Raw genomic sequence first — 26,527 nt, 5'->3', positions numbered from 1 at the left:
CGGCGACGCGATCGGCCCGCTCGGCAGCGTGCCCGAGCCGCGCGGCTGGCAGACCCCGATCGGCACCGCGCTGGTCGAAGCCGGGGTCATCGATGCGGCGCAGCTGCAGGACGCGCTGGCGTTGCAGGCGCGTTGGCGTTCGCGCCTGGGTGACGTGGTGCTGGCCCAGCGCGGGGTCACCGCGCTGCGCTTCTACACGGTGCTGTCGGCGCATTTCGGGCTGAACTTCGTCAACCTGCTGCAGCAGCCGATCGACTCCGCCCTGTTCGAGCCGGAGCGCCTGGCCGACTATGCGCAACGCCTGGTGCTGCCGTGGCGGATGGAAGAGGGCCGGCTGGTGCTGGCGGTGGCCGATCCCGGCCCGGAGACCTTCGCCTGGGCGCGCAGCCAGTACGGCGCGGACGTGCGCTTCGTCGGTACCTCCAAGTTCGATGTGGTCTGGGGCCTGCAGCAGCAGGCCGATGCGCAGCTCACCCACGATGCGCTGAACCTGCTCGCCGAACACGCACCGGAGCATTCGGCCAAGCAGGTGGTGACCCGCAAGCAGGTGGTGTCGCTGTGCACGGTGGCGGCGCTGTTGCTGCTGGCGCTGGCGATCTGGCCGGTGCCGAGCCTGATCGCGATCAACAGCGTGGTCGGGATCGCCTTCGTGGCCACGTTCGCGCTGAAGTTCGCGCTGGCCTGGCTGGGCGCGCGGCGCCGCATCGAGATCAAGGTCACCGACGCGGAAGTGGCCGCGCTCAGCGACGAGGACCTGCCGGTGTATACGGTGCTGGTGCCGATGTACAAGGAGCCGGACGTGTTGCCGATCCTGGCCAACGCGCTGCGCCGGCTCGACTACCCGACCTCCAAGCTGGACGTGAAGCTGGTGCTGGAGGCCGACGACACCGAGACCATCGAGGCGGCCAAGGCGCTGGGCCTGGAGGCGTTCTTCGAGATCATCCGGGTGCCGCCGTCGCAGCCCAAGACCAAGCCGAAGGCGTGCAACTACGCGCTGCAGTTCGCGCGCGGGCAGATGCTCACCATCTACGACGCCGAGGACAAGCCGGAGCCGGACCAGCTCAAGCGCGCGGTCGCCGCGTTCCGCAAGTCGCCGGCCGACGTGGCCTGCATCCAGGCGCGGCTGAACTACTACAACGCCGACGAGAACTGGCTCACGCGCATGTTCACGCTGGAATACACGCTGTGGTTCGACTTCTACCTGCCGGCGCTGGAAACCCTGCGCATCCCGATCCCGCTGGGCGGCACCTCCAACCACTTCCGCCTGGACATCCTGCGCAAGGTGCGCGCCTGGGACCCGTACAACGTCACCGAGGACGCCGACCTGGGCGTGCGCCTGACCCAGCAGGGCTACCGGGTCAGCGTGGTCAACTCGACCACGTTCGAGGAAGCCAACGTCAGCATTCCCAACTGGATCCGGCAGCGTTCGCGCTGGCTCAAGGGCTACATGCAGACCTGGCTGGTGCACATGCGCGATCCGGTGCAGCTGTACCGCTCGGTCGGCTTCCGCGGCTTCTGGGGTTTCCAGTTCTTCGTCGGCGGCACCTTCTTCACCGCGCTGATCGCCCCGCCGATGTGGCTGATCTACGGGATCTGGGCGCTGACCGACACGCATGCGTTCAATCCGTTCTTCCCGCCCGCGCTGCTGTACCTGAGCCTGCTCAACCTGCTGCTGGGCAACGGCTTCCTGATCTACATGACCTTGCTGGCGGCGTTCAAGCGCGACTACTTCCGGCTGGCGCCGTACGCGCTGACCGTGCCGCTGTACTGGCTGCTGCAATCGGTCGCCGCCTACAAGGGCCTGTGGCAGCTCATCCACAATCCGTTCTACTGGGAAAAGACCACCCATGGCATCAGCAAGCACATGGCCGAAGAGCGCCGCGCCGCACTCGACGACTGAGACGCCGCGGCGCCCGCGCGGCGTCGCGGTGTTCGTGGTCACCGCCGCGCTGCTGGCGCTGCTGTGCCAGCGCTTGCTGGCGCACGGCTACATGAGCGACGACGCGATGGCGCAGTACGCCAAGCTGCTGCTGTTGCGCGACGCGGCCGGTTTCCGCACCGAATACCTGGGCTTCCTGTACGCGCAGGCCTCGCTGTACCTGGGCCTGGTGATCGGCGGCGTGCCGGGGCTGTCCACGCCGTTGCTGCCGTACCTGGCCGACGTGCTGGCCGGCGCGGCGATGGTGACCCTGCTGTGGCGCGACCTCGCCGCGGGCCTGGGCCGCGCCTGGGCCTGGGGCCTGTGCGCGGCGCTGGTGCTGCAGCCGTTCTTCCTGTGGCCGACGCTGTCGGGCAACAACCAGGGCCTGGGCCTGCTGGTGTTCTACCTGACCTGCCGCGCGCTGCGCCATTTCCGCGACGATCCGGAAGCCTTCGCCTACCTGCGCCTGGCGCTGGGCCTGTGCCTGCTGTTCTTCGTCGACGAACGCGCCTGCTTCCTGGCCGTGGCGATGGCGCCGTGGCTGGGCGTGATCGCGCCGCAGGGCATGCTGCGGCGCGCGCCGCTGTCGTTCTACCTGGTGTGCTACCTGCCGTTCCTGTTCGCGGTCGCGACCTGGATGTACCTCAACTATCTGTTCTTCGGCGATGCGCTGCTGTTCGTGCGCGACCAGCATTCGGCGTTCCGCGGCAGCTACGCGCAGGCCGCGCTGCAGCCGTGGCTGCAGCAGGCCATGGCGCGGCCGTGGTGGCCGCCGCTGTACCTGGCGCTGGCCGGCCTGGTCACCACGCCGCTGCTGTTGCTGGTGCGGCGCACGCGCCTGAGCAACACCTGGCGCTGGGTGCTGGTGGCGACGGTCACCGTGATCGGCGCCGGCACGCTGGCGGCATGGGCGCGCTTCAGCGCGCAGCCGCTGGATTTCCTGGCGCTGATGGTGGTGCCGGCGGCGCTGGTGCTGGGCGACCTGCGCCGCGAGTTGCGCTGGCCGGCGTTGGCGCTGCTGCTGCTGGGCGCCGTCGCCAGCGGCTGGGTCATCGCGCAGACCGCCGCGTCGACCACCCGCGACTGGGCGACGGCCCTGCGCGCGCCGGTGCCGCCGCGGCACCCGGACGAAGCGCGGCTGGGCGCCTGGCTGGCCGAGGCGCGGCTGCCGACCCTGCTCGACGATCGCGCCGGCTACGCGGTGATCGTGGCGCGCGGCGATGCGCAAGGCCTGATCCTGCCGTTCGACCCGCGCTTCAAGCGCGCGCTGGACGACCCGCGGCAGATGCCGGCGCAGGTGGTGGTGGCCGACCCGGCAAGCCAGGCCGGGGTCCTGGACAGCGTCAACCGGCGCCTGCCGCAGCTGTGGCGACAGGGCCTGCCGGGCTACAGTCTGGTCTACCGACAAGGGTCCTACCGGGTATGGCGTCGATCGCCTTGAGGTGGCTGCTGGGCATGTTGTTCGCGATGAGCGTGTGCGGCTGCGGCGCGGCCACGCCCGCGGCCGCGCCGTGGATGGGCGCCAACGTCAAGGTGTCGGCGCAGGCGCCGTGGGGCAGCGACGCGGCGCAGCGCTCGCTGCAGCAGTTGGCCGATGCCGGCGCGCAGCGCGCGCTGCTGGTCGCCTTCGTCTGGCAGGCCACGCCGCAGTCCGACGATCCGGTGCTGGGCAGCGACAGCAGCATGGAACAGGTGCGCGCCGGGCTGCGGCAGATGCGCGCGGCCGGCCTGCAGCCGGTGCTGAAGGTGCATCTGTGGATCCCCGGCCATTGGGCCGGCGACGCCGCGCCGGCCGATCGCGCGGCCTGGTTCGGCGCCTACCGGCGCGCGCTGCTGCAGCTGGCGCAGGTCGCCGCCGACGAGCGGGCCGAGGCCTTGATCGTCGGCACCGAATTGCGCGGCCTGCAGGACGCGCCGCAATGGCCCGAGCTGGTCGCGGCGGTGCGCCAGGTCTACCGCGGTCCGCTCGGCTATGTGGCCGACGGCCTGGAGCAGGCCGAGCGGTTCGGCTACTGGGAGCGCTTCGATTTCGTCGGCACCAGCCTGTATCCGGCGTTGTCGGCGGTGCCGGCGCAGCGCTTGACGCAGATGCGCGCGGCGGCCGCGCGGGTGCAGGCGCTGGGCACGCGCAGCGGACGCCCGGTGTGGGTGGCGGAACTGGGGCTGCGCTCGGCGCGCGGCAGCCTGGCCGCGCCCTGGGAGAGTCCCGAGCAACGCAGCGCCGCGGTGGACACCGCCTTGCAGGCGCAGGTGCTGCAGGACTGGCGCCGGGTGTTGGGCGAGCAACGCATCGCCGGCATCGCGCTGTGGTGCTGGTATACCGATCCGGATGCCGGCGGCGCGCACGACAGCGATTTCACCGTGCAGCACAAGCCGGCGCAGGCGGTGCTGGCGCGCAGCGCTGCGCACTGACGCTTCCTGTAGGAGCGGCTTCAGCCGCGACCGAGACTTGCCGGTAACGCCCGGTCGCGGCTGAAGCCGCTCCTACAGGGGGCTAGCGGCGTGCTGGCTGGGTGCACTGTGGGAGGGGCTTGAGCCCCGACAGTTTCCGAAGCGGGTGGGATTCCCTGCTTCGTTCGTCGCGGCTGAAGCCGCTGCTGCAAGGGAAGGAAAAGGCGGGAGCCGGCAACACGCTGGGCGCATAATCGCGCGATGATCATCGATTCGCTGCTCGACACCGACCTCTACAAGTTCACGATGATGCAGGCGGTGCTGCATCAGCATCCCGGCGCGCAGGTGGAGTACCGCTTCAAGTGCCGTACGCCGGGCATCGACCTGGCGCAGTTCATCGGGCAGATCTCCGACGAGATCGACGCGCTGTGCGCGCTGCGCTTCCGCGCCGAGGAGCTGGACTACCTGCGCGGCCTGCGCTTCATCAAGCCGGACTTCGCCGATTTCCTCGGGCTGTTCCATCTGGACCGCAAGTACCTGCAGCTGCAGGCCTCGGCCACGGTGCCGGGCGAGATCGAGCTCAGCATCCGCGGGCCGTGGCTGCACACCATCCTGTTCGAAGTGCCGCTGCTGGCGATCGTCAACGAGGTCTGGTTCCGCAACACCGGCGGCGACCACCACGACGAGGGCCTGCGCCGGCTGCGGGCCAAGATCGCGCTGTTGCGCGACAGCAGCGGCTACGGCGGCTGCGCGATCGCCGACTACGGCACCCGCCGCCGCTATTCGCGGGCCTGGCACGGCGAGCTGTTGCCGGTGCTGCAGCAGACCCTGGGCGCGCAGTTCGTCGGCACCAGCAACGTGTATTTCGCGCATCGCTACGGGCTGACCCCGCTGGGCACGATGGCCCACGAATACCTGCAGGCGTTCCAGGCGCTGGGTCCGCGGCTGCGCGATTCGCAGGCCGCGGCGCTGGAATCGTGGGCGCGCGAATACCGCGGCGACCTCGGCATCGCCCTGTCCGACGTGGTCGGGCTGGACGCCTTCCTGCGCGATTTCGACGCGTACTTCTGCAAGCTGTTCGACGGCATGCGCCACGATTCCGGCGACCCGTTCGAGTGGGGCGAGCGGGTGCTGGCGCATCTGCAGCGGCACCGGGTGGACCCGCGCGGCAAGGTCCTGGTGTTCAGCGACGGCCTGGACATCGACAAGGTGATGCGGCTGTACGCGCATTTCCACGGTCGCTGCATGCTCGCCTTCGGCGTCGGCACCAACCTCACCAACGACCTGGGGCCGACCCCGCTGCAGATCGTGATCAAGATGGTCCGCTGCAACGGCCAGCCGGTGGCCAAGTTCAGCGACTCGCCGGGCAAGAACCTGTGCGACGACCCGGCGTACCTGGCCTATCTGCGTCAGGTCTTTGACGTGGCCGCCGATCACCCATAGTGGGACGTGTGCCTGCCTGCCTCGGGACGGTTGCGACGAAAATGGCGGGAGATTGGGCTGGGAGGGACTTTGCTGTGGCGCAGCAGTGGGCTACCATTGGCGGTGAAAGTGAGAACTGTGTCGCATTAGTGGCAATGTTCGCCATATTGGCATCGCGCTTGCTGGATACCCTTGCGAGGCACTCGCCGTGCCATTTTTCCATCAGAGGCAGCACCGATGAGCTCTCCCGAGCTGCAGACGCATTTCCGCACCCAGGCCTGTTCGCGGCAGTGGCGCGGTTTCCTGCGCGCGTTGGCCCAGGAGTTCGCGGCGGAGCTGTCGACGGAGGACCTGGCGCTGCTGATGGCGCGGATCGGGCGCCGTTTCGCCGGCGAGCATCCGATCGGGGCCTGCGCGACGCTGGACGAGGTGCAGGCCGGGGTCAACCGGGTCTGGGAGGGGATGGAGTGGGGCTATGCGCGCTTCGAGGAGCAGGCCGACCGGGTCGACCTGGCCCACGTCGGCTCGCCGTTGCAGATCGCCCTGGCCGGGGAGACGGCCGGGGCGGATGGATTCCTGGAAGGGGTGTACCACGCCTGGTTCGAGCAGGCCGGCATGTTGGCGGGTCTGGGGATCCGCGCGGTGCCGGCCGTCGAGGAGGATGTCCGTCGTTTCGTGCTGTGCCGGGTCGCCTGAGCGGGCCATCCGATTCCACCGGCTACAAAAATCATCTTAGGGGGTGATCGATGTCCAACAAGACCGACCATGCGGGCGCCGATGCGGCCGACGACATTTCCAGCCTGTTCGCCAAGCTCGGCAGCCAGGGCGCCAGCGCGTACCAGGATTTTTCCGGGGCGCGGCTGAGCGCGCCGGAGCCTGCCGCCGCCGAACCGCCGGCGGCGGCACCGCTGCCGCCTGCCGCGGCACCGGCGCCGACGCTGTCGGTGGTGCGTGCGCCGGCCGAGCCCAGGCTGGCGGTGGCGCCGCCCGCCGCCCGGACGGTCGCGACCGAGCCGGTGCGCGCGTCGCAGGCCAGGCCCGCGCTGCCCGAGCCGGCACCGGCCAGCACGGCCACGCCGCTGACCCGGTTGTTCCAGCGCCTGCTCGACAGCGACCGCGCGCGCGTGCCGGCGCCCGATAGCCCGCTCAAGCGTTTCCAGAACCGCTGACCCGCGCGCGGCCGTTGCTGCCGCGCATCGTCGTCCTGTCGCCGCGCGGAGGGGAAAAACGCGCGCCGGCTTCGCCCCCTTCGTTAGGAATCGCTGATGAGCGCTGCGTCCGCATCGCGTACCGGTCAACCCATGCACACACTGGCCACCTGGTCGCTGTGGGCGCTGGGCGCCTTGTTGTTGGTGTTCGTGGTCGCCATTCCGATGGACGTGCCGCAGCAGCTGCTGTTCTCGCTGGTGGTGTTCGCCGCGGCGATGCTGCTGCGCCGCAGCGGCAGTCGGCTCGCCGTGCTGATCATGATGGCGCTGTCGCTGGCGGTGTCCTCGCGCTACATCTGGTGGCGCATCACCCAGACCATGGGCGTGAGCAGCGCGGTCGATCTGAGCCTCGGCCTGGGCCTGCTGCTGGCCGAGGTATATGCCTTCACGATCCTGGTGCTGGGCTATTTCCAGGTGCTGTGGCCGCTGAACCGGCGCCCGGTGCCGCTGCCTGCCGACCAGAGCCAGTGGCCGACGGTGGACCTGTTCATTCCCACCTACAACGAGCCGCTGTCGGTGGTGCGCTCCACCATCCTGGCCGCCAGCGTGATGGACTGGCCGGCGGACAAGCTCAACATCTATCTGCTCGACGACGGCCGCCGCGACGAGTTCCGCGAGTTCTGCGTGCAGGCCGGCATCCACTACGTCACCCGCACCAACAACTTCCACGCCAAGGCCGGCAACATCAACGCCGCGCTGAAGAAGTCCAGCGGCGAGTACGTGGCGATCTTCGACTGCGACCACATCCCGACCCGCTCGTTCCTGCAGGTGGCGATGGGCTGGTTCCTGCGCGACCGCATGCTCGCGGTGGTGCAGATGCCGCATTACTTCTTCTCCGCCGATCCGTTCGAGCGCAACCTCGGCAACCACGGCAAGGTGCCCAACGAGGGCGAGCTGTTCTACGGCCTGCTGCAGGACGGCAACGACCAGTGGGACGCGACCTTCTTCTGCGGCTCGTGCGCGGTGATCAAGCGCAAGCCGCTGGAGGAAGTCGGCGGGGTGGCGGTGGAGACGGTCACCGAGGATGCGCACACCGCGCTGAAGCTGCACCGGCGCGGTTACCGCAGCGCCTACATCACCGTGCCGCAGGCCGCCGGCCTGGCCACCGAGAGCCTGTCCGGCCACGTCGCCCAGCGCATCCGCTGGGCGCGCGGCATGGCGCAGATCGCGCGGCTGGACAACCCGCTGCTCGGCAAGGGCCTGCGCCTGTCGCAGCGGCTGTGCTACGCCAACGCGATGCTGCACTTCTTCTACGGGCTGCCGCGCATCATCTACCTGACCGCGCCGCTGGCCTTCCTGTTCTTCGGCGCGCACGTGATCCACGCGTCGGCGCTGATGATCCTGGCCTACGCGTTGCCGCACATCATGCAGGCCAACCTGACCAACCTGCGCACCCAGGGCAAGTTCCGCCATCTGCTGTGGAACGAGGTCTACGAGACCACGCTGGCCTGGTACATCCTGCGCCCGACCCTGGTGGCGCTGTTCAATCCCAAGCTCGGCAAGTTCAACGTCACCCCCAAGGGCGGCCTGGTCACGCGCAGCTATTTCGACCGGCAGATCGCCAAGCCCTACCTGTTCCTGCTGGTGCTGAACCTGGCCGGCCTGGCCGCCGGCGCGATGCGCCTGGTCTACACCGACGCCACCGGCGAAGCGCAGACGATCTGGTTCAACCTGGCCTGGACCGTCTACAACGTGCTGCTGCTCGGCGCCACCATCGCCACCGCCAGCGAAATGCGCCAGGTGCGCCGCTCGCACCGCGTGCCGCTGGACATCCCGGCCACGCTGTACCTGCCCGATGGCCAGGAGCTGGCCTGCCGCACGGTCAACTTCTCCACCGGCGGCATGGCCCTGAACCTGGTCGAGACGGCGCCGGTGGAGCCGGATACGCTGGTCGACGTGGGCCTGTCGCACCGCAATGTCGAACGGCGCCTGCCGGCGATCGTGCGCCACGACCGCGACGGACACATCAGCGTGCAGTTCCGCGCCATGTCGATCGAACAGGAGCGCTGGCTGGTCGCCTGCACCTTCGCCCGCGCCGACATCTGGGTGTCGCAGTGGGGCCGCCACGACCGCGACAATTTCTGGAAATCGATGGGCCAGGTGTTCGCGGCGAGCATGCGCGGCTTCCAGCGCCTGGGCCAGCATGTCGGCGACAGCGTGCGCGGCGGCTTCCGTTCGCGTCCGGCTGGCGAGGAATCCGCGCCGTGAGCCGCGTTCCCCCGTCTTTCCTTTCCTCTTTCTTCCGGTTGCCCTCGATGCGCCTACCTGCCTTGGCCGCGTGCTGTCTCACCATCCTGTCCGGCCTGGCGCTGGCGCAGGAACCGACGCTTCCCGCCACTCCGGCGGCGCCCGCCGCCTCCGCGACGGCCGCGGTGCAAGAACCGGCCGCGCCGGCGCCCGCCGCACCGACCCTGGGCGTGCAGGAGCGCTCGGCGACGCTGAAGCAGCTCGGCATGGACTACGAAATCACCCTGCGCGGCATCCAGGGCAGCGCCGGCGTGGCGTTCAGCGCGCGCACCGACGAAGTGGTCGAGGCGGCGACGCTGCACCTGAGCTACAGCTACTCGCCGGCGCTGCTGCCGGAGCTGTCGCACCTGAAGGTCACCGTCAACGGCGTCACCGTGGCGACCCTGCCGGTGACCCGCGAGAACGCCGGCAAGCTGCAGCAGACCGACGTGCCGATCGATCCGCGCCTGGTCAGCGACTACAACCAGCTCAACCTGCAGCTGATCGGGCACTACACCCGCGAATGCGAGGATCCCGACCACACCAGCCTGTGGGCCAACATCGACCCGGCCACGCGGCTGTCGCTGAGCACCACGCCGCTGGTGCTGGCCAACGACCTGGCGCTGCTGCCGGTGCCGTTCTACGACAAGCGCGACACGCGCCGGCTGGAACTGCCGTTCGTGTTCCCGCAGCGGCCGGACCTGGCCACGCTGCGCAGCGCCGGCATCGTGTCCTCGTGGTTCGGCGCGCAGGCCGGTTACCGCGGCGCGGTGTTCAACGTCTCCATCGGCGACGTGCCGGCGACCGGCAACGCGGTGCTGTTCGCCACACCGAACACGCTGCCGGCCGAACTGGCGACCGCCGAGAACGGCCTGGGCGAGATCGCCGGCCCGACCCTGGCGGTGGTCACCAATCCGCGCGATCCGGCCGGCAAGCTGCTGCTGGTGCTCGGCCGCAACGACAACGACCTGCAGCAGGCGGCCACCGCGCTGGCGCTGGGCACGCCGTTCAACGGCGCCGTGGCCAGGATCGGCGAACTCAAGCAGGCGCAGCCGCGCAAGCCCTACGACGCGCCGAACTGGATTTCCAGCGACGGCCCGGTGCGCTTCGCCGACCTGGTCGCACAGACCTCGCAGCTCAATGTCACTGGCTACCACCCGGACCTGATCCGGGTCGGCCTGCAGCTGCCGCCGGACCTGTTCGTGTGGCAGCGCGACGGCATCCCGGTCAATCTGCGCTACCGCTACACGGTGCCGGACGTGCGCAACAAGTCCGCGCTCAACGTCAGCATCAACGATGCCTTCGTCACCACGCTGCCGCTGAGCGGGCGCCCGTACGCCGAATCGCTGCCGCTGCAGTGGTGGCACGACCTCAAGGCCAAGGGCGCGATGCCGGTGGAGCAGAAACTGCTGCTGCCGACCGGCCCGTTCTCGGCCAACAGCCAGCTGCGCTTCCACTTCTTCTTCGACCGCCCGCAGGCCGGCGAATGCAAGAACACCTTCCCCGACGTGTCCGGCGCGATCGACGCCGATTCGAGCGTGGACCTGAGTTCGTTCCACCACTACATGGCGATGCCGAACCTGGCGGCGTTCGGCAATGCCGGCTATCCGTTCACGCGCCTGGCCGACCTGTCCGAATCCACCATCGTGGTGCCGGACGAAGCCAGCAACCAGGACGTGTCCAACCTGCTGACCCTGCTCGGCAAGCTCGGCGCCTCCACCGGCTATCCGGCGTTGCGCGCCACCCTGATCCATGCCGGCGAAGTGGAGCAGCACGCCGACAGCGACCTGCTGGTGTTCGGCTCCTCGCGCTCGCAGCCGCTGTTCCAGCGCTGGAGCGAGCACCTGCCGATCGGCGACGGCGCCACCGGCCGGCGCTTCTCGATGACCGACTGGGTGATGGACAAGCTGCCCGGCTTCCTGTCCTTCGATGCGCGCCGCACCGACCTGCCGACCACCGCCGAAGTGGCGGTGAAGCCGGCCCCGGGCGACGTGGTGCTGATGGGCTTCGAGTCGCCGCTCAAGCCCGGGCGCAGCGTGGTCGCGCTGCTGGCCGAGGATCCGGCCAGCGTCGGCCAGCTGTTCGACGCCTGGTTCGAGCCGGCCACGCTGAAGGATTTCCAGGGCAGCGTGGTGCTGCTGCAGCAGGGCAAGATCCGCAGCCTGGCCGGCAACCAGTCCTATTACGTCGGCCACCTGCCGCTGCCGACCTGGGCGCGCTGGTACTTTTCGCAGCATCCGCTGCTGCTCGGCCTGGCGGTGGTGCTGCTGAGCCTGCTGCTGGCGCTGGCCGCGCGCGTGGTGCTGCGCCGGCATTCGGCGCAACGGTTGCGGGAAGGGCAATGACCCCGCACGCGCGACAGCGCCGCCGCGTGCTCGGCGGCGCGCTCGCCGCGGGCGCGGCGGCGCTGCTGCCGTCGCTGCCGGCCACCGCCGCCGCGGCCGCCTGCGCGCCGTGGCGCGAGTGGACCGGCTTCGTCGCCAAGCATATCGACGACAGCGGGCGGGTGATCGATTTCAGCAATGCCGATCAGCGCAGCACCTCCGAAGGCCAGTCCTACGCGCTGTTCTTCGCGCTGGTGGCCAACGACCAGGTGCTGTTCGACCGGCTGCTCGGCTGGACCCGGCACAACCTCAGCGGCGGCCGCCCGCAACAGGTGCTGCCGGCCTGGCTGTGGGGCCGCGCCGACGACGGCAGCTGGCGCGTGCTCGACGACAACACCGCCAGCGACGCCGACCTGTGGATCGCCTACGCATTGCTGGAGGCCGGGCGCCTGTGGAAGCGGCCCGGCTACACCCAGGCCGGCATGCAGACGCTGGCGCTGGTGCGACGCCAGGAACTGGCCGACTTGCCCGGGTTCGGCGGCATGCTGCTGCCGGCGGTGAAGGGCTTCGCCAAGCCGCCGCGCTGGACGCTCAATCCCAGCTACCTGCCGATCCAGCTGCTGCGCCGTTTCGCCGCCGCCGATCCGAAAGGACCGTGGGCCGGGCTGGCGCAGCGCAGCGCACGCCTGCTGCGCGACAGCGCGCCGGTCGGCTTCGCCCCGGACTGGATCGGCTGGGACGGCCGCGCGTTCGCGGTCGATCCGGACAAGGGCGCGCTGGGCAGCTACGACGCGGTCCGCGTGTACCTGTGGGCCGGCATGCTCGATGCCGGCGAGCCGCTGCGCAAGGCGCTGCTCGAGGACCTGTCCGGTCCGCTGCAGCAATTGCAGGCGCAGGGCCATTTCAGCGAGAAGGTGGACACGCGGTTGGGCGTCGGCAGCGGCACCGCGCCGCCCGGCTTCGCCGCCGCGCTGCTGCCGTACCTCAGCGCGCTGCGCCAACCGCTGCTGCTGAAGGCGCAGGCGCAACAGATTCCCGCGCCCGGCGACGCCGCCGCGGCGAAACTTCCCTATTACGATCGGGTGCTGGTCCTGTTCGGGCGCGGCTGGCTCGATAACCGCTATCGCTTTTCCGCAGACGGCCTGCTGCAGCCCGCCTGGAGAACCCAATGTTCCGCATGAAACTCAAGCCTCTCTATCTGGCCGGCATGATCGACCTGTGCCTGCTCGCCGGCAACGCGCACGCGCAGGCCGGCAACGCCACCCAGCAACTGGTCAGCCAGGGCAACTACTGGCACGACCAGGGCCGCGACGATCTCGCCGCCGACACCTGGCGCAAGCTGCTGCGGGTCGACCCGAACCAGCCCGATGCGCTGCTCGGCCTGGCCCAGATCGACCTGGCGCAAGGCCGCCAGGGCGAGGCGCGCAAGCGCCTGCAGCAGTTGCAGAAGACCCATCCGCAGGCGCCGCAGACGCAGCGGCTGAGCCAGGCGATCGGCGGCAGCGGCGACAGCGTCAACCTGCGCAACGCGCGCCGCGCCGCCTCGGCCGGCCGCTACGTGGAAGCGGTGCGCGAGTACCAGGCGCTGTTCGACGGCAAGGCGCCGCCGGACCACCTGGCGCTGGAGTACTACCAGGCCCTGGCCGGCACCCCGCAGGGCTGGGACGGCGCCCGCGACGGCCTGCGCCGGCTGGTCGCCGCGCAGCCCAACAACGGCGCCGCGGCGCTGGCGCTGGCGCAGGTGCTGACCTACCGCGAGCCGTCGCGGCGCGAAGGCATCGCCCAGCTCGGCGCGATGAGCAAGCGTCCCGACGTCGGCGGCCCGGCGCGCGCCGCCTGGCGCCAGGCGCTGCTGTGGCTCAATGCCGGCAACGCCGATGCGCCGCTGTACCAGGCGTTCCTGGCGGCCAATCCGAACGATGCCGAGGTCGCCGCCAAGGCCACCAAGCTGGGCGAACAGCGTGCCGCGCAGGCCGGCGATCCGGCCGGCGAACAACTCGGCGAGGCGTTCAAGGCGCTCAACGCCGGCAACCTGGCCGTGGCCGAGCAGCGCTTCACCCAGGTGCTGCGCGCGCGCCCGCGCGATGCCGACGCGCTCGGCGGCCTGGGCTCGGTGCGCCTGCGCCAGCAGCGCTTCGGCGAAGCGCAGGAACTGCTGCGTCCGGCCGCGGCCGGCAACGGCAAGTGGCGTTCGGCGCTGGACAGCGCGCGCTACTGGCTGCAACTGCAGCAGGCGCAGGCCGCGCGCGGCCGCGGCGACAGCGACGAAGCGCTGCGCCTGACCCAGCAGTCGCTCAAATTGCAGCCCAACGAAGCCACCGGCTACGTGTTGCTCGGCGATCTGCAATCGGCCAGCGACGCGGCCGCGGCCGAACGCAGCTATCGCCAGGCGCTGGCGCTGAGCGCCGACAATGCCGGCGCGCTGCAGGGCCTGATCGGCCTGTACAGCCGCCAGGGCCGCGCCGACGAGGCCAGCGCGCTGTTCGCCAGGCTCAGCCCGGCGCAGCGCGAGAAGGCCGGCGGCGAAGCCACGCTGCGCTCCAACGTGCAGCGCGCCCGCGCCAAGCAGGCGCTGGAGGCCGGCGACACGGTCTCGGCGCAGAGCGAACTGGAAGCGGCGATGGTCGAGCGTCCCGGCGATCCGTGGGTGCGGCTGGACCTGGCGCGGCTGTACCAGCAGGCCGGGCGTCCGGACCAGGCGCGCAGCGTGATGGACGGCCTGCTCGCGGTGCACGGCGACATGCCCGAGGCGCTGTACGCCAATGCGCTGCTGGCGCAGGAACGCGGCGACTGGGCCAGTGCCTACGCCAGCCTGGAACGCATCCCCAGCGCGGCGCGGACCGCGGAAATGAGCGCGCTGCGCAACACCGCCTGGGTCGAGCAGCAGGCCGCGCAGGCGCGGCTGCTGCAACAGCAGGGCCGCGCCGGCGAGGCGCAGCTGCTGCTGGCGCGCACCGAGGCCGCGCTCGGCGGCGCGCTGGAACAGCCGGCGCTGCTGGCGTCGATGGCCGGCGCCTATGCCGACATCGGCAGCAACCAGCGCGCGCTGACCCTGGCGCAGCGCCTGGTCGCGCAGAACCCGAGCACCGAGGCGCGGCTGCAGTACGCCAGCGTGCTGCTGCGCGCGCAGCAGGACGCCGAACTGGCGGCCACGCTGCGCCAGTTGCGCGATACCGACATGACCGCCGAGCAACAGCGCCGCTACCAGGCGCTGCGCAGCGGCTACACGCTGCGCCAGGTGGATGCGCTGCGCGAGCTGGGCAACCTGGAAGCGGCCTACGACGCGCTGGCGCCGCTGCTGGCGCAGCAGAACCAGGATCCCAAGGCGGTGGCCGCGCTGGCGCGGCTGTACGCCGCCGCCGGCGACCAGCGCCAGGCGCTGGTGCTGTACCAGCAGCAGCTGCAGCAATCGCCCAACGACCTGGACACGCTGATCGCCGCGGCCAATACCGCCGCCGCGCTGCGCGACCTGGACAGCGCCGAGGACTATCTGCAGCGCGCGCTGGCGCAGGCGCCGGATTCGCCCGCGGTGCTGAGCGCGGCCGGCCGCGTGTACCGCAGCGCCGGCAAGAACCGCAAGGCCGAGAGCTATTTCCGCGCCGCGCTGGCGGCGCAGGCGCGCGAGGCCGGCCAGCACGACAACGGCCTGCCGGCCGCCAACGGTCCGGCCTCCTTCGCCGGCGCCGGGCGCCCGTTGAACCCGTTCGCCGGCATGAGCGGGCGCATGCCGCGCAGCCCGGCGGTGGTCTCCGACAGCCTCGGTGGCGGCTATTCGGCGCCGGCCTATGCCGCGGCCGGCCAGGCCGCGCTCCCGGCGATGCCGGCCGCGGCCGGCGCGGGCCAATACCCGTCAATGCCGGCCGCGGCTGCCGCGGCCTATGCCAGCGGCGGCGACGACCTGCCGCCGCCGGCCAGCGCCGGCGCTGCCGGCGGCGTGCAGCTGGCGGCGCTGCCGGTGCCGGGCCAGCGCGCGCCGGCCGCGGCCAGCCTGGCCCCGTCCTACTATCCCGACGACCGTGTCGCCACCACCGGCAGCGCGCGCCAGGCGCAGGCGCTGGCCACCCCGGCGCGCACCGGCACCGTGCTCGACGAACTGCGCGAAGTGCAGTCGGAAAACAGCGACAGCCTGGCCGCCGGCGCCACCTACCGCGCCCGCGACGGCGAGGCCGGGCTGGGCAAGTTGAACGATCTGGAAGTGCCGCTGCACGGCGAATTCGCGGTCGGCGAAGGCAAGCTCAGCGTCGATGTCACCCCGACCCTGCTCGATGCCGGCACGCTCGACACCGCCTATTCCACCGCCAGCCGGTTCGGCGCCGGCCCGAGCGCGGCGATGGGCGATGCGCTGGCCGCCGACCGCACCCCGATCGACGACCTGGTCGGCAGCGACCTGTACCAGTTGCTGCTCACCGAGGGCGACACCAACGCCACCCGCAACGCGTTGCGCACCTATGCGGTCAACACCGGCCTGTACAACGAGCTGTACAACGACACCGACGCCACCTTGACCAACGCGCAGCGCGAGGCCGCGGCGCTGCAGGCGCTGTATGCCGAGCCGCTGTCGGCGTTCCTGCTCGGCAACATCGCCGCGGACGTGTCGATCAGCACCCTGGCCAGCGCGATCCTCGGCGATGCCTCGCGCAGCGCCGATCTCAGCGCCGCCGACATCGCCCGCTTCCAGGCGCTGGCGGCCAACACCACCGCGGCCAGCCTGACCCCGGCCGGCTTCAGCCAGGCGCTGTACACGATGGCCGCCAACGGCTCGGCCTCGCGGCGCATGGACCAGGACGCCAGCGGCGTCGGCGTGTCGGTGAAGTACAAGCGCGGCGGCTTCGCGGCCGACCTCGGCAGCACGCCGGTGGGCTTCCCCGAGCAGCGCATCGTCGGCGGCGTCGGCTACCGCGGCCAGATCGGCGAAAACCTGACCTATTCGGGCCAGGCGTTCCGGCGCGCGGTCAGCGACAGCCTGCTGTCCTTCGCCGGCGTCGACGACGGCCGCGCCGGGCTGCGCTGGGGCGGCGTGACCAGCAACGGCGTGCGCCTGTCGGCCACGCTCGACAACGGCCTGCTCGGCGGCTACGCCAACCTGACCGCCGATCGCCTGGTCGGCCACAACGTCGCCGACAACGACCACCGCCAGGTGGACCTGGGCGTGTACGTGCACGCGCTGGAGACCGAGAACCAGTCGCTGACCGCCGGCCTCAACCTGACCGCGATGCAGTACGACAAGAACCTGAGCGGCTACACCTACGGCCAGGGCGGCTACTTCAGCCCGCAGGACTATGTCGACCTCGGCTTCCCGGTGCACTGGAGCGGGCGTTCGGCCGGGCGCAAGGTCAACTGGAGCGTGGACGCCAGCGTCGGCGTGCAGCATTTCCGCAGCGACGACAGCAACTACTTCCCGACCAGCGCGCAGATGCAACAGGACGCCTACGACGCCGCATCGCTGGCCGCGCTGCTGGGCCTGGTGGACACCTACACCGCGCCGGTCTACGCCGGGCAGAGCAAGACCGGCGTGTCCTACAACGTCGCCGGCGCCGCCGAGTGGCAGCTGGCTCCGCAGTTGTTCCTGGGCGGGCGGCTGATCTTCAACAACGCCCGCGACTACAACCAGTTCAGCACCAACCTCTACGTGCGCTTCGTGCTCGACCGGCTCGGCGCCGGCCTTGGCCGCCGCCCGCAGGTGCTGGCCTCGCCGTACGTGGGCGAGTAAGCGGGGGCACGTAGGGCGCTCGCGTTTGGCGGGCTGGGCGCACCGCAGGAGGGGCTTCGGCCCCGATGCGGCCCGGCGCCGTCAGGCCCGCGGCGTCGCTCGTCGCGACTGAAGTCGCCGCTCCCACAGGGGGCTTGCGGATGGCGGGCTGGGTGCACTGAGGGAGGGGCGTCGGCCCCTGACCCGGTCCGGCGCCGTCAGGCGCGCGGCGTCGCTCGTCGCGACTGAAGTCGCTCCCACAAAGGGGCTTGTGAATGTCGGCTGGGTGCACTGTGGAGGAGCTTCGGCACCCGCCCCGGTCTGGCGCCGTCAGGTCTGCGGCGTCGCTCGTCGCGACTGAAGTCGCTCCCACAGGGGGGCTTGCGAATGTCGGCTGGGTGCACTTGTGGGAGGGGCTTCAGCCCCGACGCGATCCGGTCCGCGGCTTCGCTCGTCGCGACCGAAGTCGCTTCCCGCGGACTCGCGGATGGCGGGGCCGGGTGCACTGCAGGAGGGGCTTCGACCCCGACACCGTTCGCGTCGCGGCATCGCCTGAGCGCCTCGAAGCGCAACCGCCCGCTTCGACGCGGGGGTCGGCATCGGCCTCGGCCTCGGCGATGCCCGGGACCGACGTCGTTGCAGTGCACCATCCCAGCCGATCTACCGCCAGCGTCTGACCGCGGGCAAGCGCCGCGCCTGGCGGCGCATGTGCCTGTGCGACGCCCGGCCGTGACTGGCCGACCGCCTTGCAAATTCAAGCTTTCAGCCCCTCGGGACGACGGCGCAAAGCCGCGGCGCGCGTGCCGATGCTAGCGGCGACCGCGGGCATCCCCCTGCGATCCGCACGATTTGTACACATCAGTTCGCACATTTTGTGTGACGATGGTCACTGTTGTTTGTGGCCAATGGAGTGGTGGGTGAAGGTTCTTTGCGTTTTTGGTACGCGCCCCGAGGCGATCAAGATGGGGCCGCTGGTCCGCGCGCTGCACGCCGCGCCGGAGATCGACTCCCTGGTCTGCATCACCGGACAGCATCGGGCGATGCTGGATCAGGTGATGGCGTTGTTCGCGATCCAGCCCGATCACGACCTCGATGTGATGGTGGCCGACCAGACCCTCAACGGCCTGTGTTCGCGCTTGTTCGCCAGGCTCGATGCCCTGTATGCGCAGGTGCAGCCGGACCGCGTGTTGGTGCACGGCGATACCAGTACCGCGATGACCGCCGCGCTGGCCGCCTTCCATCGGCGCATTCCGGTCGGCCACGTCGAAGCGGGCCTGCGCACCGGCAATCTGCAGCAGCCGTGGCCGGAAGAAATGAACCGGCGGGTGATCGACGTGGTCGCCGACCATCTGTTCGCGCCCACCGCCAGCGCGCGCGACAACCTGCGGCAGGAAAACCTGTCCGGCCGCATCAGCGTCACCGGCAACACCGTGATCGATGCGCTGCAACTGACCGTCGAGCGGCTCGAGCGCGATGCCGTGCTGCGCACCACGGTGGATGCGCAGTTCCCGTTCCTGGATGCGCAGCGCAAGTTGCTGCTGGTCACCGGGCATCGCCGCGAAAGTTTCGGCGACGGCTTCGCCAACATCTGCCGCGCGCTGGCCGAACTGGCGCAGCGCAAGGACCTGCAGATCGTCTACCCGGTGCATTTGAATCCGAACGTGCAGGGCCCGGTCCGCGCGCAGCTGGGCGGGCTGGACAACGTGCACCTGATCGCGCCGCAGGACTACCTCGCCTTCGTGCGGCTGATGCAGCACGCGCACGTGGTGCTGACCGATTCCGGCGGCGTGCAGGAAGAAGCGCCGGCACTGGGCAAGCCGGTACTGGTGATGCGCGACGTCACCGAACGCCCCGAGGCGGTCCAGGCCGGGGTGGTGACCCTGGTCGGCACCGATCCGGCGCGGATCGTGGCCGCGGTCGCGGCGGCCTGCGAGTTGCCGGCGCGGCCCGCGCGGTTCCTGCCCCACGCCAGCCCCTACGGCGATGGCCGCGCCTCGGCGCGGATCGTGGCCGCGCTGCGCGGCCAGTCCTTCGACAGTTTCGTGCCCGGCCGCGCCGCGCCGGTGTCCCACCTCCCTCTTTTTTCAGAATCGACGCCATGACCCAGACCCGCCGTTCCACCGCCCGTTTCCCCCAGGGTCTGCCGCTGGCCTTGGTCCTGTCGACCGCGCTGACTCCTGCCGCTGCCGCCGATTCCGTCGCCGGCCAGTTCGGCGAGTGGGCCGGCGCCACCACGGTCACCCGCTCGATGACCCTGCGTGAGCTGGGCTTCAAGCAGCCGCTGGTGCTCAGCGGCCAGGAAAGCCAGCGCGACATCTACCTGCCGGTGCCGGCCGGCGTGCCGACCCGCGATGCGCAGTTGCAGGTCGATGCGCGCTACGTGCGTGGGCATACCGGGCGCACCTCCAGCCTGCTGTCGATCGACGGCGACCCGGTGTCGGCGCGTTCGATCACCGATGCCCAGGGCGACGTCAGCCAGCTGATCGGCATCGACGGTTTCGCCCGCCCCAACGGCTTCGTGCGCTTCGGCGTGGGCTGGTGGTCGGTGGTCTCCGAATACCAGTGCGCCGATCAGAGCGCACCGGCCAACGTGCTGCGGCTGTCGCCGGATTCGCGCTTCAGCTACCGCTTCGACGGCCGCGCGATCGACACCGTGGCCAAGGCCTGGGGCGCGTTGCCGGCCACGGTGCGGCTGCTGGTGGAAGGCCGCGCCACCAGCGTGCAAAGCTACGACACCGCGTGGCGCGTGGGCACGGCGCTGGAGAACGGCGGCAAGCGCGTCGACGTGGTCGCGCTGCCGGCGGTGGGCGCGAGCGTGGACCTGCGCGGGCTGGCGATCCCGGCCAGCCTGGCCGGCATCCCCGCCTACGCGGCGTTGGCCGACGGCAGCGCCAGCCACCGCATCGGCAGCCTGGCCGAAGTCGGCGCGCTGCTGTCGCTCGGCGATGGCGGTCCGCTGGCGGTCGACGTGGCGGTGCTGAGCGATCCGTTGCGCGCCGGCGTGCGCGCCGCGCTGGATGCCTTGGGCGCCCAGGTCGCCAGCGCCGCGCCGGACGCGGCTGGCGCGTTCGCCGCGTGGCGCAAGGCCGACATGGCCGGGTTCGAACAGCCGGCCGGCACCGCGTCGGTGCAGGTGGCGCTGGTCGGCGGGCATCCGACCCTGCTGGTCGCCAGCGGCGCCGGCGCCAAGGTCGCCGGCCTGCTGACCCAACAATGGCGCGGCTATGCGCAGGGCCGTGCGCTGCTGGTGAGCACCGCGCTGCTGCCGCCGGCCGACAAGGACGTGGTGCTGCTCGGCCGCCTCGGCGACATGGCCGGGACCCAGGACATCGTCTCGCGCGGCGACCGCACCGCGAACTTCGACCTGGGCGCGCTGTCCAGCGAAGGACGCCTGCCCAGCGAAGTGGTGGTCGACGTCAGCGCGGCGCCGAACCCGGCCGGGCAGGGCGCGGTCGCCTCGATCTTCTTCAACGACTACCTGCTGGGCGCCAAGGTGCTCGATGCCGACGGCAAGCCGCAGCGCCTGGTCGCCAAGGTGCCGAGCTTCGCGCTGGCCGCGCGCAACCAGGTGCGGATCAGCTTCCTGCGCCAGCCGGCGCGTCCGTACTGCCATGATCCGGCCACCGGCTATCCGGTGTCGGTGCTGCCCAGCAGCCACATCCGTCTGGCCGATCGCAGCCTCGCCGCCGATTTCGTCGGCGCGGCCTCGCAGCTGGCCGGCGCGCACGAGGTGTTCGTGCCCAGTAGCTGGCTGCAGGACGCGCCGGCTTCGCTGGCCAAGGTGATCCATCTCGCCGGCGCGACCGGCGCCTCGCCGATGCAGGCGGTGCTGAAGGTCGGCGATGCCGGGACCGCGATCGCGCCGACCGGTGCCTACCTCAGCTTCGTGCTGGCGCCGCAGGGGCTGGCGCAGAGCGGGGCGGTGCGCGACGGCAAGCTGGTGGTGTCCGGCCCGGGCAAGCAGGTGCTGCTGGACCTGGCCGGACTCGATCGCGCCGCGCTGGTCGAAGTGGTCGGCAGCGGCGCCCACACCGGGGTGATCTACCGCGAGCTGGGCACGCAGGGGCCGCAGATCGCCGAACCGTTCCGGCTGATCCGCGGCAATCTGGCGCTGCTGGATGCCGACGGCGTGGTGCAGGACTTCGACGGTCAGGACCCTACCGGCGCGCGCATGGCCGAGCAGAGCAACCCGCAGCCGCTGTGGCAGCAGCACATGGTGTGGCTGGTGGTGCTGGTGGGCGTGATCGTGTTCATGCTGCTGGCCGCGCGGGTGGTGCAGGTGCGTCGCCGCCGCAAGTCCGCGCAGACCAACGGGCACTGATCGCCTGTGGACGGTCTGTACTGGAACATCTACCTGGCCAACTACTACGCCTTCCTGGAGACGGCGGCCGTGGTGGTCGCGGTGGTGATCCTGATCTCCAGCCTCGACGACCTGTTCATCGATGCCTGGTATTGGGCGCGCGAAATCTGGCGCAGCGTGATCCTCAAGCAGCGCAGCGAATACCGGCCGCTGACCCAGCAGGACCTGCTGCAGCGGCCGGAACAGACGCTGGCGATCATGGTGCCGGCCTGGGCCGAGTTCGACGTGATCGGGCAGATGGTCGAGAACATGATCGACGTGCTCGATTACCACGACTACGTGGTCTTCGTCGGCACCTATCCCAACGACGCGCAGACCATCGCCGAAGTGGAACGCATGCGCCGCCGCTACAAGCGCATGCGCCGCATCGAGGTGCCGCACGACGGCCCGACCAGCAAGGCCGACTGCCTGAACTGGCTGGTCCTGGCGATCTTCGAGTACGAGAAGCAGAACGACATTGAGTTCGCCGGCGTGGTCCTGCACGACAGCGAGGACGTGCTGCACCCGATGGAGCTGCGCTTCTTCAACTACCTGCTGCCGCGCAAGGACATGATCCAGTTGCCGGTGACCTCGCTGGACCGCGAGTGGTACGAGCTGGTGGCCGGCGTGTACATGGACGAATTCGCCGAATGGCACGCCAAGGACCTGGTGGTGCGCGAAAGCGTGTCCGGCATGGTGCCGTCGGCCGGCGTCGGCACCTGTTTCTCGCGCAAGGCGCTGCTGGCGCTGAGCGAGGCCAGCGACAACCAGCCGTTCAACACCGACAGCCTGACCGAGGACTACGACGTCGGCGCACGCCTGGCGGCGATGGGCATGCACTCGATCTTCGCGCGCTTCCCGGTGCAGTTCCGCGTGCGCCGCCCGTCGTGGTTCGGCTGGGGCCCGGTGCGCGAGCGCACCCTGCACATGGCGCTGTGCGTGCGCGAATACTTCCCCGACAACTTCCGCGCCTCGTACCGGCAGAAGGCGCGCTGGGTGCTGGGCATCGGCCTGCAGAGCTGGGAAACGCTGGGCTGGCGCGGTTCGCTGGCGACCAAGTACCTGCTCGCGCGCGACCGCAAGGGCATCGTCACCTCGTTCGTCAGCGTGTTCGCCTATCTGATCTTCCTGCAGTTGCTGCTGTTCTGGCTGCTCAAGGTCGCCGGCGCGTGGGAGACCCAGTTCCCGACCATCTTCCAGCGCGGCACCTGGCAGATGAACGTGGCGCTGCTGACCACCGCCGCGCTGGCCACGCGCGTGGCGCAGCGCTTCTACTTCGTCAACCGCCTGTACGGCTGGGAACATGCGCTGATGTCGATCCCGCGCATGGTGGTCGGCAACATGATCAACTTCATGGCCACCGCGCGCGCCTGGCGCCTGTTCCTGCTGTACCTGCTGTTCGGCAAGCGCATGGTGTGGGACAAGACCATGCACGATTTCCCCAGCGCCGCGCAGCTGGTGCATACCCGCAGGCGCCTGGGCGAACTGCTGACAACCTGGGAAGCGGTCGAGCCCGAGCGCCTGGTGCAGGCGCTGCGCCAGCAGGAGGGCGGACGCCAGCAACCGCTGGGACGGATCCTGGTGGCGCAGGGCTGGCTGGACGACGAAACCCTGGCCGAAGCCATCGCCTTCCAGGGCGATCTGCCGCGCGCGGCGATCGACGTGGCGTATCTGCAGGCCGGGCAGTTCCCGTTGTCGGTGCAGGCCTGCGTGCAATGGCGGCTGCTGCCGCTGCCGTCGGACGTGCCCGGCGAAGTGGCGGTCGCGGTCTCCAACGCATTGTCCGAAGAGGAGCAGCAACGGTTGCTGCACGACCTGGACGCGAGCGTGCTGCGACAGGCGATCGCGCGCGAAAGCGAAATCAACGCCGGCCTGCGCCTGATCAGCGGCGAAAGCTACCGCGTCGACGCGGTGCCGCTGCTGGGCGATCTGCTGGTGGAACTGCGCCTGATCGCGCGCGACCAGTTCGAGCGCGTGCTTGACGAATACAGGCCGCAACGCGACGGCCGCATCGGCGACTACCTGGTCAAGCACGGCGTCGCCACCCAGGCGGCGATCGCCGCCGCCGTGCGCGAGCAGCATCGCCGTGCGGCCAACCCCCAGTACAGCAGCGGCGGAGAGCTGAGCGCATGAGAATCAGCCTGCTCTCCAGCGTGATCGCCCTGAGCCTGCTCGGCCTGGGTAGCGCCACCGCGCACGCGCAGCAACTGCCGTTGGCCGGCGCCGCCTATCGCATCGCCGAGGATGCCTACGCGTCCTACGCCCGCGGCGATTACCAGCAGGCCAATCGCCAGGCGGCCGAAGCGGCGCGGCTGCGCCCGGACGTGGTGCGCCTGCGCCTGTTGCAGATCTACGCGCTGCAGAAGCTGGGTCGCGGCGACGAAGCGCGCGCGCAGGCGCGCCGTGCGCTCGCCGACGGGCTGCAGGATCCGGCATTGCCGCACTTGGCGGCCAGCGCGAACGCGGCACCCGCCACCGCGACGGCTGCGCGTGCCGGCGGTGCATCCGCGCCACGCGCCAGCGCGCATCCGAGCCCGGCCGAGCAGGCCTACCGGCGCGCGTTCGCGCTCGCCACCGAGGCTTACGACGCCTACAACAACGATCGCATGGCCGAGGCCGCGGACAAGGCCGAACAGGCCTTCCGCCAGCAGCCGCAGCAGGGCGCCTGGGCGGTGCTGTGGGTGGCCGCGCTGGAGGCCCGGCAGCAGTTCGAACAGGCCGAGGCCGCCGCCGCCGCGGCGATCCAGCTGGGCGCGCCGAATGTCGCCGACCTGCAGGCCAAGCGCGTGGCGCTGGGCCGCCAGCGCGCGGTCAAGCCGGCACAGCAGGGCTACCAGGCGTTGATCGAACAGGACTTCGCCACCGCCGCCGGGTACGCCCGGCAAGCGGTGGCGTATGCGCCGGACGTGGCCTCGCATCGCCTGCTGCTGATGACCGCGCAACTGCTGGACGGGCAGTTGCCCGCCGCCGAGGCCACTGCCGACGCGGCGCTGGACAACGACAGCGAAGACACCGTGGCGCTGGTGATGCGCGCGTATCTGCGCCAGCGCCAGTTGCATACCGACCAGGCCAATGCCGATTTCGACGCGGCCCTGCGCCAGGACTGGCTGGATCCGCAGCAGCAGCGCAACGTGCGCCTGCTGGCGGTGGATGCGGCGATCGCTGCGGGCGATCGTGCACGTGGCGCGCGCCTGCTGCAGCCGTTGCAGGCCGATCCGCTGGCCGGCGCGGACGAGACTGCGCGCAAGCAGTTCGGCCAGGCCATCGCCCAGCGCGAGAAGGCGCTGCGCAGCGCGCGCCCGGCGCCGTCGCTGACCCTGGCGACGTACCCGGCGCCGTTCCAGCAATGCCGCGATACGCCGTACGGCACCCAGTGCGAACTGACGCCGGCCGACCTGCAGGGCACCGGCAGCGCCGCGCAGCGCGCCTACGCCGCCTACGGACGGCGCGATTACCAGGAGGCCATCCGCGAAGCGCAGCGCGCGCTGCAGGAGAACCCGGACAACGCCAGTCTGCAGAACCTGCTCACCACCGCGCTGGCCGCCGGCGACCGTGCGCAACGCGCGCAGGCGCGGCAGCGCCTGGACAGGGCCTTGGGCCAGCGCCCGGCCGATGCCGGGCTGCTGATGCAGCGCGGCTACCTGCAGCAGCGCGACGGGCAACCGGCGCAGGCGCTCGACGATTTCCGCGCGGCCGAGGCCACCGGCAAGGCACCGCCCAGCGTGGTGCTCGACCAGGCCTATGCCAGCGCCGCCAACGGCGACAACGCGCAGGCGGTGGCGCTGCTGCGCAGCGCGATCGACCGCGCCGACCAGGGCGCGTTGCCGCTGGACACGGCGCAGCGCTACAACACGCGCAGTTCGATCGCCAACCTCGGGCGCGAGTGGGGCATCACCGCCTCGGCCGGCTACCGCGGCGCGCGCCAGGCCGCGAGCAACCTGGGCGGCACGGCGATCAGCACCCCCGGCGATTCGGTGTTCAGCACGCTGGAGGCGTTCTGGCGGCCCGCGGCGCTCAACAACCGCCATGGCACGCTCGAAGCGTATGCGCGCGCGGCCAACACGCTGTACGACGAGGGCGGCACGTTCGAATCCGTGCGCGCCGTCGACCCGTGCACCGGCGAAGCCACCGAGGACGCGCGCGCCCGTGCCGAGCGTTTGAGCCGCTCGCGTTCCAGCGCCGGCTGGCCCTCCACCGTCGGATCGTTCGGCGTGCGCTACGCGTTCGGTCGCACCGGCCTGAGCGCCGGCATCGAGCGCCGCCAGTTCCTCGGCAGCGGCACCCGCAGCGGCGGCGTCTATCCGGACGCGGCCGCGATCCAGTGCCGCATCCAGCGCGATTCCAACCAGCCGCAGCAGATCAACACGCTGGCGCGCTATCGCCTGGACGACCATGCCGGCGGCTGGATGTCGTACCTGACCTACGGCTTCTATCACGGCACCGGCGTGCGCACCGACGTCAACCAGTGGTGGACGCTGAGCGGCTATGCGCAGGCCGGCTACAGCTGGGACGACAACCGCGCGCGCTTCAGCGTGGATCGGTTGGACACCACCGGCGCGCCGGTGGAAACCCTGCTCGACTCCGATGGCCGCCTGCACCGCACGCAAGCGTTCGCCGCCGCGGAACTGCGTGCCGGCCGCAGCTACCGGTTCGGCGCCGAGCAGACCCGCTGGGTGCTCAATCCGTATCTGGTGGTGGCCGCGGACTGGCTCGACCAGCGCTCGCGGGTCAGCGGCATCGACTACCCGCTGATCGGCGAGCAGGCGTTCGCCCTGTCCGACACCGATCGCAGCTGGTCCCTGGGCGCCGGCCCCGGCCTCGGCGTGCGCTACTGGTTCCGCGAGGACCGTTACAACGCGGCGCGCTCCTCGCTGGACCTGAGCGTGCAGTACCGCTTCGCATTCGGCGGCGGCGATTCCCAGCGGGCCAAGGGCCTGTTCGCCACCGCCACCTTCAACTACTGACACCTGCCGAAAGAACCGCCATGACCGATGCTGTCGCCCCGAT

At 70.8% G+C, this 26,527-nt stretch carries 14 protein-coding genes; all 14 read left to right on the top strand.

All coding sequences use genetic code 11. From position 1 onward, the window contains the following. The first annotated feature begins 10 nt into the window (after positions 1 to 10). The 14 genes from JR064_RS20475 to JR064_RS20410 all read left to right on the top strand — a co-directional run bounded on the left by JR064_RS20475 (position 11) and on the right by JR064_RS20410 (position 26,484). Complete coding sequence (locus JR064_RS20475; protein WP_318241329.1) at positions 11 to 1,900, top strand: glycosyltransferase family 2 protein; 1,890 nt, start codon at positions 11 to 13, stop codon at positions 1,898 to 1,900. After that, on the top strand, positions 1,848 to 3,362 hold the full coding sequence (locus JR064_RS20470; protein ID WP_206230952.1) for a hypothetical protein: 1,515 nt from the start codon (positions 1,848 to 1,850) through the stop codon (positions 3,360 to 3,362). The genes JR064_RS20475 and JR064_RS20470 overlap by 53 nt, the downstream gene beginning before the upstream one ends. Then, positions 3,344 to 4,333: a glycoside hydrolase family 113 gene (locus tag JR064_RS20465; protein ID WP_206230951.1), complete on the top strand. Its 990-nt coding sequence runs from the start codon at positions 3,344 to 3,346 to the stop codon at positions 4,331 to 4,333. The genes JR064_RS20470 and JR064_RS20465 overlap by 19 nt, the downstream gene beginning before the upstream one ends. 240 nt (positions 4,334 to 4,573) lie before the next feature. Continuing rightward, positions 4,574 to 5,755: a nicotinate phosphoribosyltransferase gene (gene pncB, locus JR064_RS20460; protein WP_206230950.1), complete on the top strand. Its 1,182-nt coding sequence runs from the start codon at positions 4,574 to 4,576 to the stop codon at positions 5,753 to 5,755. Positions 5,756 to 5,971: 216 nt separating this feature from the next. Then, complete coding sequence (gene bcsD, locus JR064_RS20455; protein WP_179568481.1) at positions 5,972 to 6,430, top strand: cellulose biosynthesis protein BcsD; 459 nt, start codon at positions 5,972 to 5,974, stop codon at positions 6,428 to 6,430. A gap of 50 nt (positions 6,431 to 6,480) precedes the next feature. Further along, positions 6,481 to 6,903 (top strand): hypothetical protein, encoded by a 423-nt coding sequence (locus JR064_RS20450; protein WP_206230949.1) that lies wholly within the window; start codon positions 6,481 to 6,483, stop codon positions 6,901 to 6,903. Between the two features lie 96 nt (positions 6,904 to 6,999). Continuing rightward, the gene (gene bcsA, locus JR064_RS20445; protein WP_179568477.1) at positions 7,000 to 9,150 is read left to right on the top strand and encodes a UDP-forming cellulose synthase catalytic subunit; all 2,151 of its coding nucleotides are present in this window, start codon (positions 7,000 to 7,002) and stop codon (positions 9,148 to 9,150) included. Between the two features lie 47 nt (positions 9,151 to 9,197). Further along, the gene (gene bcsB / locus JR064_RS20440; RefSeq protein WP_206230948.1) at positions 9,198 to 11,513 is read left to right on the top strand and encodes a cellulose biosynthesis cyclic di-GMP-binding regulatory protein BcsB; all 2,316 of its coding nucleotides are present in this window, start codon (positions 9,198 to 9,200) and stop codon (positions 11,511 to 11,513) included. Beyond that, entirely contained in the window at positions 11,510 to 12,673 is a 1,164-nt protein-coding gene (gene bcsZ, locus JR064_RS20435) for a cellulose synthase complex periplasmic endoglucanase BcsZ (RefSeq protein WP_206230947.1), read from the top strand. The genes bcsB and bcsZ overlap by 4 nt, the downstream gene beginning before the upstream one ends. After that, positions 12,661 to 17,202, top strand: a complete 4,542-nt coding sequence (locus tag JR064_RS20430) for a cellulose synthase subunit BcsC-related outer membrane protein (protein ID WP_206230946.1) — start codon at positions 12,661 to 12,663, stop codon at positions 17,200 to 17,202. Before bcsZ ends, JR064_RS20430 begins: the two co-directional genes overlap by 13 nt. 896 nt (positions 17,203 to 18,098) lie before the next feature. Next, complete coding sequence (wecB, locus tag JR064_RS20425; RefSeq protein WP_179568469.1) at positions 18,099 to 19,283, top strand: non-hydrolyzing UDP-N-acetylglucosamine 2-epimerase; 1,185 nt, start codon at positions 18,099 to 18,101, stop codon at positions 19,281 to 19,283. Then, positions 19,280 to 21,502: a hypothetical protein gene (locus JR064_RS20420; RefSeq protein ID WP_206230945.1), complete on the top strand. Its 2,223-nt coding sequence runs from the start codon at positions 19,280 to 19,282 to the stop codon at positions 21,500 to 21,502. Before wecB ends, JR064_RS20420 begins: the two co-directional genes overlap by 4 nt. A 6-nt stretch (positions 21,503 to 21,508) precedes the next feature. Beyond that, positions 21,509 to 23,653: a glycosyl transferase family protein gene (locus tag JR064_RS20415; RefSeq protein ID WP_206230944.1), complete on the top strand. Its 2,145-nt coding sequence runs from the start codon at positions 21,509 to 21,511 to the stop codon at positions 23,651 to 23,653. Beyond that, positions 23,650 to 26,484: an NfrA family protein gene (locus JR064_RS20410; protein WP_206230943.1), complete on the top strand. Its 2,835-nt coding sequence runs from the start codon at positions 23,650 to 23,652 to the stop codon at positions 26,482 to 26,484. The genes JR064_RS20415 and JR064_RS20410 overlap by 4 nt, the downstream gene beginning before the upstream one ends. The last annotated feature ends 43 nt before the right edge of the window (positions 26,485 to 26,527 follow it).

Source organism: Xanthomonas bonasiae (genome assembly GCF_017163705.1).
Lineage (GTDB): Bacteria > Pseudomonadota > Gammaproteobacteria > Xanthomonadales > Xanthomonadaceae > Xanthomonas_A > Xanthomonas_A bonasiae.
The sequence above is the reverse complement of the archived record's forward strand: the minus strand, read 5'-3'. Positions and strand labels throughout refer to the sequence as shown.